This window comes from Thermostichus sp. OS-CIW-20 (assembly GCF_054061455.1).
On the sequence record NZ_JBSSEF010000002.1, the window covers coordinates 1 to 12,969 of the forward strand.

Here is a 12,969-nt window from a genome sequence, read left to right on the forward strand (position 1 = left end):
GGTTTTACATACCTAGCCATACCAAGCAGCCATACTGAACATACTGGGCATTATTTTCAGTATAGTCCAGCATATCATTGACTAGAGTCATGCTCTCGATGAGCCTCCTGGCCCGCTCCTTGGACTATGCTCAAAGCAACAGCGACCTGCTACTTCAAGCTTTCCTCCAACACCTGCAACTGGTGGCGGTGCCGCTGGGGATCGCGTTGCTGGTGGGTCTGCCGCTGGGTTTTGGCAGCTCCCGCTCGCAGGTGGTTTCTCTGGTGGTGATCAATGCTTTTAGCAGCTTGCGGGTGATCCCCAGCTTGGCAATTTTGTTTTTGGCCATTCCCTACTTTGGCCTTGGCTTCCGCTCGGCGGCCATTGCCCTGACGATCTTGGCCTTGCCCCCCATTTTAATCAGCACCGACGTGGCCTTCCGCAGCCTGGATCCGGCCCTACGCGAAGCCGCCTTGGGCATGGGCATGACCCCTGCCCAGGTGCTGCGCTATGTGGAGATCCCTTTGGCGTTGCCGGTAATCTTGGCCGGCGTTAAAACCGCTACTATCGAGGTGGTTGCCAGCGCCACGTTGGCGGCCTTTATCGGGGCGGGCGGGCTGGGCAGCTTTATCACGCTGGGGTTTGCCCTCTACGACACCGCCATCCTGCTGGTGGGGGCGATCCCGGTGGCGCTGTTGGCCATGGGTGCCGAAGTTGTCCTCGGCGCTGTGCAGCGAGCGCTAGAACCTCCTCAAGCCTAGGGATCCCATGCTATTTTCCTCGATTGCTTCCCGGATGCGCTTGCCCTCCCTGGCTTCTCGGTCGATCCCTTTGCAGGTGGCGCTGCTGTTGCCGCTGCTGTTGGCGGTGGCCGGGGGGGCGGGCGGGGTGAGCTACCTCTCCTGGCGAGCCGGGCGGCAGATGGCGCTGCAGTTGGCCGAGCACCTGAAGCGTGAGGTTAACCACCGAGCCGAGGAGAACCTACACCGGTATCTGCAGGCCCCCCTGCAGGTCAATGCCCTCACTGAGGGAGCGGTGCGCTGGGGGCTGTTGCCCAATCTGGCCGCTCCTCAGCCTCCCGATCTGGAAGTCTTGGAAGCGTATTTTGCCCGCCAGTTGCAGCAGTTTCCCGAGCTGAGCTATGTCGGCTTTGTCTCTGAGCAGGGGGGGTTTATCACGGCCCGCCGCCACGCCGATGGCTCGATCTGGACTTACCACACGCCGGGCCTGAAGCCGGGATCCGTCCAAGGCCGCCAACGGGATCCGGAAAGCGGGGATCCCACCGGCTTGACGCGGCAATTGGGCTTTGTGGATCTGCGGCGGCTGTCTTGGTTTCCCGCAGTCCTGCAACAGGAAGGGGCCCGCCGTACCTGGGTGGTGAGCAACTTTTTTGTCGAGTCTCCCCATCAAAGGCCGGAGCGGCTGGTCCTGACGGCGCTGCCCTTGGCGGATGGGGAGGGCGGGGTTTACGGCAGCCTGGTGGCTGCTCTCTCGGCTCAGCAACTGCAGGCTTTTCTGGAAGATCTGCAGGTCAGCTTGGGGTATCCGGGGGTGAGCTGGTTGCTGGATGGGGAGGGCCAGGTGGTGGCCAGCACGGAGAAGCTATCTCCTCAACCGCTGCTGCTGGCTGTGCAAGAGCAGGTGGGATCCTGGGAGACGGCGGCCTCGCAAGATCTGCTGCGCCTTAGGGTGGACAGGATCCGTTATCTGGCACAGGTGACGGCCATTCAGGATGAAGGGGGGCTGAGTTTCTATTTCGTACAGGGGATCCCGGAGGAGATCCTTCTCGCCCCTGTCTATCGCAGCACTCAGCAGGCGGCCCTCTTGGGCGGGGGGCTGCTGCTGGGCTTTCTGGGAGCTGGGATCCTCCTCAGTGAAGCCCTCTCTCGCCCGCTGCGCCGCCTGACCCAAATAGCGGAGCAATTTGTGCAAACTGGGATCCCGGCCTGGCCCCCTGTGGATCCCGGCCCCATCTGGGAGGTGCAGACCCTGGCCAAGGCTTGGCAACAGGCGGCGGCCAGCCAACAGGCGCTGTTGGATCGCCTCTGGCAACAGCAGCAGCAGTACCGCGCTGTGGTGGAGCAGCAGACGGAGCTGATCTGTCGCTCTTTGCCCGATAGCCGCATTACCTATGTCAACCCTGCCTACCTGCGCTTTTTTGGTTGTTCGGCAGAAGAAACAATAGGCAGGCGCTGGGTGGACTCTCTGCCGCCGCAAGAACGGGAGGCGGTGCTGCAGTCTCTTGCGGCTCTTACGCCTGAACGTCCTTTCTACCGCAGCGAGCGGGAGTACCCCGGCGAAAGTGGCCAGTCCCGCTGGGTGAGCTGGGTGGATCAGGGCATTTTCGACAGCCAAGGCCAATTGGTGGAGATCCTGGCGGTGGGGCGGGAGATCACCGAGCAAAAGCGGGCCCAACAGCAGCTAGAAGCCCTCAACCGCGAGCTGGAAGCGCAAGTGGCGCTGCGCACCGCTAAGCTGCAGCAGGCTTTGTGCTTTGAGGCGGTGCTGCGCTCCCTCAGCGGCCAGATGGTGGCCAGCCTCAACGAGGGGGAGATCCTGGAAGAGGTGGTCAAGAGCCTGGCCGAAGCCCTCCACCTAAGCGGCTGCCACATTCTCTTGACCGGCGCCGGGGGGTCAGGCTGGATCCCGGCTTGCTCGTTTCCGGAGGAGGCGGATCCCGTCTATCTCAACGACCCTGAGCTGGTGCACCTGCTGCACTCCCATGCTTTTCTCGAGCAGCCCTGGGAAGTCCACCGCTGTTGTCAAAAGGAAAAAGGCGGGCACTGGGTGCAGCTTTTGGCCTGCTCCCTTTGGGACAAGCAAGAGCGGCTGGGGGTGTTGCTGGTGGAGCGACAGCAGGAGTTTTCGGAAGCCGAAAGGCAACTGGCCTACCAGGTGGCCAACTTGTGTGCTCTGGCCCTGCGGCAGGCCCGTCTGTATGAGGCGGCCCAGGCCCAGGTGAAGGAATTGGAGCGGCTCAACCTGCTCAAGGACGATTTTTTGAGCACCGTCTCCCACGAGCTGCGCACCCCCATGGCCAATGTGCGCATGGCCCTGCAAATGTTGCAAATAGCCCACAATAACTCCGAGAAACAGCAGCACTATTTCGCCATTGCCCTCAAGGAGTGTAACCGACAAATTGAGCTGATCAACGACCTGCTGGACATGCAGCGGCTGGCAGCCGAGAAGTATCTGCTCCAGCCGGAAGAGATCTTCCTGCCGCGCTATTTGCGGGATCTGGTGGCGGCAGCTCAGCCCCTGGCACAGAGCAAACAGCAAAACCTGCAACTGCACCTGGAAGAGGGGATCCCACCCCTTGAGGCGGATCCCACGGCTCTGGGCCGCATTTTGCGCGAGCTGCTGCACAATGCCATCAAGTACACCGCCCCCGAGGGATCCATCCACCTGCGGGTGGCCCAGGAAGGAGAAGGGATCCTCTTTGTCTGTAGCAACAGCAGCGAGATCCCAGAGGCGGAGCTGCCCCGCATCTTTGAGAAGTTCTACCGCATCCCGCAGTCGGATCGCTGGAAGCACGGCGGCACCGGCCTGGGGCTGTCCCTGGTCAAGCAACTGGTGGAGCACATGGGGGGCCGGATCTCCGTCAGCAGCGCAGAGGGATGGACCCATTTTCGCGTCTGGCTACCTTCTGCCCCGCCGGCAGCAACTGCAAAAAGCCTTGAACCTGCGGGCGCCGCCTAGGAACGGCCAAAGGCCGGCTCAGGGGAAGGCAAGCTGGAGGGGTGTAAGAAGGATCCCCGCAGCTGACCGCAAGCAGCGTTGCCATCTAGGCCACGGGTCTGGCGCACGCTGGCCTGGACGTGGTGTTCCTCCAGCAGGCGGACGAACTCCGCCACCCGCGCTGGGTGAGGGCGCTGATAGTTGGCCTCGGCGATGGGGTTGTACGGGATCAGGTTGACGTGCAGGCGTGCCCCCGACTGGCTGGCCTGGCGCAGCAGGTGGGCCAATTGACGGGCATGGATGGGCAGGTCGTTGATCCCAGCTATGAGCGTATACTCAAAGCTAACCCGCCGTCCCGTGCTCAGCATGTAGTCGCGGCAGTCCTGGATCAAAGCCTCCAGGGGATAGTGGGCTGCGGAAGGGATCAGCTGTTGCCGCAGCTCCTGGTTGGGGGCATGCAGGCTGACGGCCAAGGTAATCTGCAGCTTTTGCTGGGCCAGCCAGGGGATTTGGCGGGGCACGCCCACGGTGGAGAGGGTGATGTGCCGCTGGCCGATGCCGATATCTTGGTTCAGGCTGCGGATGGCCTGCACCACCGTGTCGCGGTTGAGCAGGGGCTCCCCCATGCCCATGAAAACCACGTGGCTGACGCGTCGGCCAAAGTCCTCCTGCACCGTTAACACCTGATCCAGGATTTCGTGCAGCTTGAGGTTGCGCCGGTAGCCCATCTTGCCGGTGGCGCAGAAGTTGCAGGCCATGGGGCAGCCCACCTGGGAGGAAACGCAGACGGTCAGCCGCCTGGCGGTCGGGATCCCCACCGTCTCGATCAACTCCCCATCCGCCAACTGCAGCAAAAACTTGACCGTGCCATCGCGGGATTCTATCCGCTGCACCACCTGGGAGCGCCCCACGGGATACTCTTGCAGCGCCTCGCGCCAGGCCTTGGGAAAGACCGTCACCTCCTGCAGGGAGCGGATCCCTTTGTGGTAGAGCCAGGTGTGCAGTTGTTGGCCGCGGTAGGCCGGCTGCCCTTGCTCAACCGCCCAGTCTTTCAAGGCAGCTAGGGATTGCCCAAGCAGGGGAAGGGGTGGGGCAGACATAGCGCCGTTCGCAAATCCATTGAAAGGCAAATCGGATCCCAAGCGGAGGGGATCGAGCTTCTCTACTCTAGCCTGTCGGCCAAACTGGATCCCTAGAGCTGGTTTTGGCAAGCGGGCCTGCCGTCCCGGATAATAGGCTTGCACGCTTACGCTTCTGGGGGTGCGGGGGTGGATAAGCCCCGCCCTGTACCCCCCTATATCCGACTGGGGGGCAGTCAGGGTCGGGATACAGCCACCCCCGCAAAAAATATCGTAAAATCAGATTGGCTGTACAAAACGGCGTTGCCGGAATCTGGTACAGCCCTGCGATAGGGCATTCCGTGGCTGCTTGCAGAGGGTTCTTGCAATAGCTCCCCGTTCGCGCTAGCGGAACGGAGTCCTTCGAAGCGAGAAGCCTGCTCTCTACCCGTTCGCGTCAGCGGCGCAGAGCGCTTTAGGGTGAGAGACGGGAGTATGTCACTTGCGCTATGTCGGTTTCGCCGCAACTGGCCCAACTGGCCACCTGGATGGCCGGACATTTCAACAATCTGCACCAGGCTATAGCCGAGCCGGTCTGGTTCGCCAACATTCACGTCTACCAATGCCCTCTGCCGTGGTCGGTGTTTCAGGGGATAGGGTTTTACGTGGAGCAACTGTACGATATCTACCCCGACCAGCCCTACCGGCAGCGGGTCATCCACCTTTTCGAGACGCCAGACGGGATCCGCATTCAAAACTACGCCCTGGGATCCCCGGAGGCCTACAAATGTGCTGGCCGAGATCTGGGAAAACTGGCCAGCCTGGCGGCGGCAGAGCTGGAGCTTTTGCCCGGCTGCGCGGTTCAGGTGGAATGGACGGGATCCTGCTACCGGGGCCGCAGCGTACCCGGCAAGGGCTGTATCGTCGAGCGCAAGGGCAGAACCACCTACCTCTATAGCGAGTTTGAAATCGGGGCCGACTACTTCCACAGCCTGGATCAGGGGCGCGATCCCGAAACAGATCAGGTGGTCTGGGGATCCCTTTCCGGGCCCTTTCGGTTTGTTAAAAAACAGGATTTTTCCTGCTACTTGCCCCGCTGGAGCTAGCTCCCCATCCAAACCCAGAAGGCCAGGATCCCATCCAGAGCAAGAGCAACAGGGCAAACCCCCAGCAGCCTGTCCATCCAAGGCTGGACATAGGGCCGCTGACCAGGTAGTACACAAAAGGATAGCTTGGTAGCCCCGCACTTGAGTGCGGGGCGGAAAAGCCCGCTAGCCACTTTAGTCGCTTACCCATGATGGGGGTCGTTGATATAGTTTCATAGCTCAAACAACCTCTTCCTGACTTCTCCCACCAAGACCTCTTTCTTTCTCTTTGGCCAAAAAATAAGATAAACAACCGCTAGCCCCACACCATGGTTGTAGTGATTGTACCGTTGACTTTCCTCTCGCACTATCGCTTATTTAGGTTGGAACAAAGAACAAAAACAAGAATGCGGTTTTAACCAAAACTTTGTTTTCGTCCCAACAGGTCGATTCAAGGAGCGTATCGTGCAATTATGTCAGCATTATGGCATGGAGTTTATTGAGGTAGAGGAGGCGTACAGCTCGCAGGCAAGCTTCCTAGATGGAGATGAGCTACCTAGTTATGGTGAAAAACCCGACGGGTGGAGACCCTCTGGGCTGAGGCAAATGCTGCCGCCAACCTGCTTAAGAAAGTCAGCAGAACCTTGGGGCTTTGCGTTAAGGAACTGTCTAGAGGCGCTTTGACAACGCCGTTGCGGGTTCTTTTGTGGACTGCGTAAGAATCCCCCGCCTTTAGACGGTGGGAGTGTCAACAGGCCCCCCTGGCTGGTGGAGCGAGGTCAAGGCGCTCGACATCGGCCCAGCGGATCTGCCGGCGCAGCCCACCCAGACGGGGTAGGTGGATTGCATGCCCACCTCGTCCACCCGAACCTGCTGGCTTAGGGATCCCAGCAGCGCCGCCATTCAGTCCAGATCCTGGAAAACTGGCCCTGGAGCTAAGCTAGTAGAGCCTCCAGAGAACCTGAGAAAAGGGTTTGTTGGCCGCTTGTCGATTGAGTCTTGAGTGATTGATATGTAATGAATGTATGAAAGCTCAGCTTCCGGTTACAATTTTGACGGGCTTTTTGGGCAGTGGTAAAACCACGCTGCTCAAGCGCATCTTGCAGGAGGAACACGGGCTGCGCATCGGGGTTATCCTCAACGAGTTTGGCGAGATCTCCATCGATGGCGAACTGGTCAACATGCCCCAAGGAGGGCTGATGCAGCTCAGCAACGGCTGTCTCTGCTGCACGGTGCGGGAGGATCTCGAACGGGCGGCTCGCGAGCTGCTTCAGCATGCCCAGGCGTTGGACTACCTGGTGGTGGAGACCAGCGGCGTGGCGGATCCCAGGCAGGTGGCCGAGCTGTTTGTACAGAGAACCTTCCACGAGGAGCTGCGCCTGGATGGGATGGTGACCCTGGTGGATGGGGCCGAGTACTGGCGCAACTTCCAGCGGTCCCAAACTACCGCCCACCAGATCAGCAGCGCCGACATCTTGCTCCTGAACAAGGTAGATTTGATCACCCCAGCCGAACAAGAGAAGATCCTGTTAGATCTGCGTCGCTACAACCCCGACGCTCCCTGTCTGCCCACCACCCACGCCCAGGTGCCCCTGGCCCGCATTTTGGATGTGCACGCCTTTCGCCCAGAGCTGTGGGATCCCAAGCTCTCCGCTGCCGAGGCTGAAGGTCACGCTCACCCCAGTCACCATCTGGAAGAAGACGGGATCCAATCTCTGAGCTTTCAACTGCAGCAACCGCTGGATCTGGCGGCCTTCCGCGATTGGCTGCAGGATCTGCCGGAGACGATTTTTCGCGCCAAGGGGGTGCTGTGGGTTGCGGACGAGCCGCAGCGGGTTATCTTTCATCAGGTGGGCCGACGACAGACCCTCTTCTTGGAGCGGGAGTGGGATCCCGATGAGCCGCGTTGGTCAAAAATTGTCTTCATCGGCAAGGAACTAGAGCGGGAAGCGCTGGCCGCCGGCCTCAACCGGCTGTGTCGGGCAACCGCCGCCTGCCCATGAGTCCAAGTTTTGGGATGGGATAACCGCGATGGCCCGCAGCAAACTTTCAGAACAAGAACAACAGCAAATTGTTAGCACCTACCGCGGCTCGGCAGCCACTGCCGCCGAATTGGCCGAGCAATTTCGGGTAAGCGTTACCACCATCACCCGTGTCCTCAAGGAAAACATCGCTGCCGACGAGTACCAGCGGCTGATCCAGCTCAAACGCTCAGCAGCTCGCCGCAAAGACACGGGCGAGGAACCCACCCTTCCCCTGGACGGCATGGAGGGGCAACAGGTCTTGCCCCCACAGGGGGCTGCCGACGCCTCCGATCTCAGCGATGTCAGCGAAGGGGAGCGGATCCCTGAGGACAGGACGGCCACGGTGGCAGAACTGGCCCCCGAAGAATTGCCGGCCCAGCTCGTAGCCGAGCTTCAAGAAGACCTAGAAGACGACGAGGACAACGACCTGGAAGACGAAGAAGACGATGACGACGAAGAAGAGGATGCCGACGATTTTTTAGACGACGCGGCAGCGGTGCCCTCAGAAGATCCCTTGGCGGATCCCGTCCATCACATCCAAGTACTCCCCCTAGAGAAGCTCGACCTGCCTGAGACCTGTTATGTTGTGGTGGATCGCTACCAAGAGCTGACCACCCGCCCCCTCAAGGAATTTCTGGGGCTGGGATCCCTGCCCGTAGAGGGGATCGAAAACGCCAATACGCTGCCCATTTTCGACAACCACAAGGTGGCTCGGCGCTTTTCCGAGATGAGCCGTCGTGGCAGCAACACCTATCCGCCCTACCGGGTCATCCAATTTCCCGGATACATTCTGGAGATTGTACGCCCACAATTGCAGAAGAAAGGCATTACCCATCTGCTAATCGATGGACAAATTTACAGCCTGTGAGGTGTAGCCGCCGAATTCAACTACAGCTTGCTCTTTCGTCAGGAGATCCAGCGCACCGACGGAAACTCCACTGACAAAGGTTTTAGCTTATGGGACGATATAGGTTCTGGCCAAGCAGGCTGTAACTGCCCAGTTGTCTAAATTAAAAGTCTTAACCAGAACACTCAACCATGGATCCTCAAAAGATCAACGGATAGACTTATGTCGGAGTTTCAACTGGTTTCTTCCTATCAGCCCACGGGGGATCAACCCAAGGCGATTGCCGGCTTGGTGAAGTCGATTTTAGAGGGCCATCGCTTTCAAACCCTGCTGGGGGCAACCGGAACCGGCAAAACGTTTACCATTGCCCATACTATCCAGCAAGTCGGCAGGCCCACCTTGGTGATGGCTCCCAACAAAACCTTGGCCGCCCAACTGTGTAACGAGCTGCGAGAGCTTTTTCCCTACAATGCCGTCGAATATTTCATCAGCTATTACGACTATTATCAACCGGAAGCCTATGTGCCCAGCACCGATACTTACATCGCCAAGTCTTCTTCCATCAACGATGAGATCGACATGTTGCGGCACTCCGCTACCCGCTCTCTATTTGAACGGCGAGATGTCATCGTGGTGGCCTCGGTAAGCTGCATCTACGGCTTGGGCATGCCGGAGGAATACCTGAAGGCTTCCATCCCCTTCCAAGTCGGCCAGGAGATCAACCAGCGGGAGGTCTTGCGGGATCTGGCCGGCATTCAGTACGAGCGCAACGACCTGGAGCTGGCGCGGGGGCGATTTCGCGTCAAGGGCGATGTGCTGGAAATTGTGCCGGCGTATGAAGATCGGGTGATCCGCATTGAATTTTTTGGCGATGAGATCGAGGCCATTCGCCTGATTGATCCGGTTACAGGTGAGATTTTGACCAGCCTCAGCGCCCTCAGAGTCTACCCGGCTCGCCACTTTGTAACGCCAGAAGCCCAGTTGCAGCAGGCGATCCTCAACATTGAGCAGGAGCTGGAGGAGCAACTGGCTTTCTTTCGCAAACAAGGCAAGCTACTGGAAGCCCAACGGCTAGAACAGCGCACCCGCTACGACCTGGAAATGCTGCGGGAGGTGGGCTATTGCAACGGCATCGAAAACTACTCTCGGCACCTGACGGGGCGCAAGGAAGGGGAGCCGCCTGCTTGTTTAGTGGATTATTTCAAGGCCAACGATTGGCTCTTAGTGGTGGACGAATCCCACGTCACCGTGCCGCAAATCCGCGGCATGTACAATGGGGATCGCGCCCGCAAGCAGGTGCTGGTGGATCACGGGTTTCGCCTGCCCAGCGCCCTCGACAACCGCCCTCTCAAAGCCGAGGAGTTCTGGGCCAAAGTCCACCAATGCGTCTTTGTTTCCGCCACGCCCGGCAACTGGGAACTGGAGCAAAGCGGAGCCCAATTTGAAACGGTGGTGGAAAACGGCAAAACCCTGAAGTTCTATGTGCCGGGCACCGGTCGGGTTATAGAACAGGTCATTCGGCCCACCGGGGTGGTGGATCCGGAAGTGCATGTCCGCCCCACAGCCGGGCAGGTGGAGGATTTGTTGGGAGAGATCTACCTGCGATTGGAACGTTCGCAGCAGGGCCTCCCGGAACGGGTCATTGTGACCACCCTCACCAAACGCATGGCCGAAGATCTCACAGAATACTTGCAAGAACGCGGGATCCGGGTTCGCTATTTGCATTCCGAGATCAGCTCAATTGAGCGGATCGAAATTTTACAAGATTTTCGCGAAGGAGCTTTTGACGTACTGGTAGGGGTCAATTTGTTGCGGGAAGGGTTGGATTTGCCGGAAGTCTCCTTGGTGGCCATTTTGGACGCGGATAAAGAGGGATTTTTGCGGGCGGAGCGATCCCTGATTCAGATGATCGGGCGAGCAGCGCGCAATGTCCGTGGCACGGTGGTGATGTACGCCGACACCCTGACCGGCAGCATGGCCCGGGCCATCGCCGAAACCCAGCGCCGCCGGGAGATTCAATTGCAATACAACCGCCAACACAACATCACTCCTAAGCCCATTATTAAGAAAAACAGCAACGCCATTCTGTCTTTTTTGGCCATCTCCCGCAAACTCAACAGCCAAGACCTGGAAAAAGCCTTTCCAGTTGCAGACGAAATCCCTCTTTCGGAGATTCCAGAGCTGATCGGCCAACTGGAACTGAAGATGAAAGCAGCGGCCAAAAACCTGGAATTTGAAGAAGCTGCGCAACTGCGAGACCAAATTAAAAAGCTGCGCCAACGCCTTTTGGGCCACCATCAGAGCACTTAAGGTCCTCGCTTGGATCGGCCAAAATCGGGATTTGCTTATGCCACCATAGGCTTACAGCAGCATCCTAGGGATCCCCGAGACAATGGGCGTTCGGGTCCAACGAGCCATTCGAGACTCTGTCCTGCTGAAGGGAGCGGCCCTGGCGGTGGGGCTGATAGCCGGGATTGGCCTCTGGCTCCTGCCCGCTCCGGTCTCCAAGGCTGCTGGGATCCCGGTGGCCCAAGCCCTCGAGTTGCGGGATCCCGGCTTTTCCCACCCCACTCCTGCCGAAGCGCCAACTCTTGAGGGATCCCCTTCCCCGACCTCTAGCCCACTGCGGATCCCCTTGACCGGCCAAGAGGGCACAGAAGTCTTGGTGGGGAACATTCCGGTGTTTCGCCTGCAGACGGCAGAATACCCCAGCGATGTGCGGGCCGACAACGTGCGGGCAATCATTGAGCGCTTCTTGGAAGAAGGCCAGTTGCCAGAGCCGGAGGTACGGGTGGCCCAGGATGCCAACGGCCAGTACGTCCTCCGCCTGGGAGAAAGAGGTCGCTTTGAGGCCACCCAGCGGTATCTGTTTACCGTCACCTATGCCGACGCCGCCGCCGAGCGCAGGGTGCCGCTGGGCCAGGTGAGCCTCAACGACGTGCGTCTGGTGGCCAACACTTGGGCGCGGCGGCTGGAGCAAGCCATTGCCGAGTACCGGCAGGATCGGCTGGATCTGCAGCGGGCGCAGGATCCGCGCGTGCTGATGCTCACCATCCTGGCCGGGCTGGCCACCGTGGCAGTGGGGTTCTTTCTCTGGCGGCTGTTCGACCGCAGTCTCGTCCGCCTGCAAAGTTGGTTGGAGCTCAAGGCCGACCCGGCCTGGGGGAGCTGGATCGACATCGCAGGGGTGCTGCTGCGAGGCCTGGGGGCAATTCTCATTGCCGGCATCTCTCTGGATCGCGGCATCAGCTTTATACCTGCCCTGCGGCCTTTTCAGCGCGCTTTTTACCTGGGCTTGGGGCGCGTGGTGGCCACGGCGCTGGGCGTCCTCACCCAACCGCTGCCCAATTCCAGCGTCTCCATCGCCAGCTTGCTGGTCTTTTTTGTGCTGGCCGCTTTGGTCTTCACCGTTGCCCACTACGTCAGCGTTGGCTTTAAGCAGCGGTTTCTGAGCCGGCTGGGACTGGATCTGGGCACCCAGGAGTCTACAACGGCCATCTTCAAGTACATCCTCACCCTGTTCGGGATCCTCTTGGTCTTGCCCTTCAGTGGCCTCAATTTGGGATCCCTGGCGGTGATTGCCGGGGCGGTGGGTTTGGGGATCGGTTTTGGTCTGCAAAACCTCTCCAACAACTACATCAGCTACATCGCCATCCTGCTGGAGCGCCCCATCCAAGTCGGGGATCTGGTGGAAGTGGACAACCTGCTCGGCACCGTGGAGCGCATTGGCCCGCGGGCCACCGTCCTGCGCACTTTGGATCGCATCTTTGTAATCGTGCCCAACTCCCGCTTCACCGAGTCGAAGGTGGTGAACTGGAGCTACCGGGATCCCCGCTGTCGCATCCACATTCCCGTGGGCGTGGCCTACGGCTCCGATACCACCTTGGTCACCGAAGCCCTGCTCAGCGCCGCCAAGGAAAATCCGCGGGTACTGAGCAGCCCCGCCCCGCAGGTGTGGCTCAAGTCTTTTGGCCCCTCTTCCCTCAACTTTGAGCTGCTGGTGTGGATCAACCGGCCCCAGGATCAATTTGTCTTGATCAGCGAGCTGAACTTTGCCATCGAAGCAGAGTTTCGCCGGCGTGGGATCCGCATCCCCTTCCCCCAGCAAGATATTCACATTCGCAGCCTCGAAGGATTTGCTCCCCCCAGTCAAAACGGCGGATCCCGTTCCCTGCCCGATGCCGCTTCCATTCAGTCCGCCCTCAGCGAAGCGGCAAAATCGTTGGAAGACCAAAATGGCGTTTCCTGAGCGACACCATGCTGCAACGGTTAGATGAGGCACTGGGTAGCTTTGGCAG

The 12,969-nt window shown here is 59.6% G+C and carries 9 protein-coding genes and 1 pseudogene; 7 read left to right on the top strand and 3 right to left on the bottom strand.

Features of this window, described 5'->3' with window-relative positions:
• The first annotated feature begins 98 nt into the window (after positions 1-98).
• The gene (locus ACVWXC_RS00945; RefSeq protein ID WP_011431363.1) at positions 99-740 is read left to right on the top strand and encodes an ABC transporter permease; all 642 of its coding nucleotides are present in this window, start codon (positions 99-101) and stop codon (positions 738-740) included.
• Between the two features lie 7 nt (positions 741-747).
• On the top strand, positions 748-3,678 hold the full coding sequence (locus tag ACVWXC_RS00950; protein WP_457390774.1) for an ATP-binding protein: 2,931 nt from the start codon (positions 748-750) through the stop codon (positions 3,676-3,678).
• Here the strand turns inward: ACVWXC_RS00950 and rlmN are convergent.
• Entirely contained in the window at positions 3,675-4,757 is a 1,083-nt protein-coding gene (gene rlmN / locus ACVWXC_RS00955; protein ID WP_457390772.1) for a 23S rRNA (adenine(2503)-C(2))-methyltransferase RlmN, read from the bottom strand. The genes ACVWXC_RS00950 and rlmN overlap by 4 nt on opposite strands.
• A 467-nt stretch (positions 4,758-5,224) precedes the next feature.
• Between rlmN and ACVWXC_RS00960 the strand changes: the two genes are divergently transcribed.
• Positions 5,225-5,821 (top strand): chromophore lyase CpcT/CpeT, encoded by a 597-nt coding sequence (locus tag ACVWXC_RS00960; protein WP_011431360.1) that lies wholly within the window; start codon positions 5,225-5,227, stop codon positions 5,819-5,821.
• A gap of 215 nt (positions 5,822-6,036) precedes the next feature.
• Here ACVWXC_RS00960 and ACVWXC_RS00965 read toward each other — a convergent pair.
• Both ACVWXC_RS00965 and ACVWXC_RS00970 read right to left on the bottom strand, forming a co-directional pair.
• Positions 6,037-6,168, bottom strand: a pseudogene (locus tag ACVWXC_RS00965) (IS200/IS605 family transposase); the annotation flags it as partial.
• A gap of 364 nt (positions 6,169-6,532) precedes the next feature.
• Positions 6,533-6,703, bottom strand: a complete 171-nt coding sequence (locus ACVWXC_RS00970) for a hypothetical protein (protein ID WP_011431359.1) — start codon at positions 6,701-6,703, stop codon at positions 6,533-6,535.
• 122 nt (positions 6,704-6,825) lie between these two features.
• Between ACVWXC_RS00970 and ACVWXC_RS00975 the strand changes: the two genes are divergently transcribed.
• From ACVWXC_RS00975 to ACVWXC_RS00990, 4 genes are all read left to right on the top strand, one after another.
• On the top strand, positions 6,826-7,803 hold the full coding sequence (locus ACVWXC_RS00975) for a CobW family GTP-binding protein (RefSeq protein WP_011431358.1): 978 nt from the start codon (positions 6,826-6,828) through the stop codon (positions 7,801-7,803).
• A 28-nt stretch (positions 7,804-7,831) separates the two neighbouring features.
• Positions 7,832-8,692, top strand: coding sequence for a hypothetical protein (locus ACVWXC_RS00980; RefSeq protein ID WP_011431357.1), 861 nt, complete (start codon positions 7,832-7,834; stop codon positions 8,690-8,692).
• Between the two features lie 201 nt (positions 8,693-8,893).
• On the top strand, positions 8,894-10,981 hold the full coding sequence (gene uvrB, locus ACVWXC_RS00985) for an excinuclease ABC subunit UvrB (protein WP_011431356.1): 2,088 nt from the start codon (positions 8,894-8,896) through the stop codon (positions 10,979-10,981).
• Positions 10,982-11,063: 82 nt separating this feature from the next.
• A complete protein-coding gene (locus ACVWXC_RS00990) occupies positions 11,064-12,920 on the top strand; it encodes a mechanosensitive ion channel family protein (protein ID WP_414347069.1) in 1,857 nt (618 codons plus the stop codon).
• The last annotated feature ends 49 nt before the right edge of the window (positions 12,921-12,969 follow it).

Excerpts from the sequence above, each read along its gene's own strand:
- ACVWXC_RS00970 (WP_011431359.1), bottom strand. The coding sequence starts at position 6,703 with ATGGCGGCGCTGCTGGGATCCCTAAGCCAGCAGGTTCGGGTGGACGAG.
- ACVWXC_RS00950 (WP_457390774.1), top strand. The coding sequence starts at position 748 with ATGCTATTTTCCTCGATTGCTTCCCGGATGCGCTTGCCCTCCCTGGCT.
- ACVWXC_RS00975 (WP_011431358.1), top strand. The coding sequence starts at position 6,826 with ATGAAAGCTCAGCTTCCGGTTACAATTTTGACGGGCTTTTTGGGCAGT.
- uvrB (WP_011431356.1), top strand. The coding sequence starts at position 8,894 with ATGTCGGAGTTTCAACTGGTTTCTTCCTATCAGCCCACGGGGGATCAA.
- ACVWXC_RS00990 (WP_414347069.1), top strand. The coding sequence starts at position 11,064 with ATGGGCGTTCGGGTCCAACGAGCCATTCGAGACTCTGTCCTGCTGAAG.
- rlmN (WP_457390772.1), bottom strand. The coding sequence starts at position 4,757 with ATGTCTGCCCCACCCCTTCCCCTGCTTGGGCAATCCCTAGCTGCCTTG.
- ACVWXC_RS00980 (WP_011431357.1), top strand. The coding sequence starts at position 7,832 with ATGGCCCGCAGCAAACTTTCAGAACAAGAACAACAGCAAATTGTTAGC.
- ACVWXC_RS00960 (WP_011431360.1), top strand. The coding sequence starts at position 5,225 with ATGTCGGTTTCGCCGCAACTGGCCCAACTGGCCACCTGGATGGCCGGA.
- ACVWXC_RS00945 (WP_011431363.1), top strand. The coding sequence starts at position 99 with ATGAGCCTCCTGGCCCGCTCCTTGGACTATGCTCAAAGCAACAGCGAC.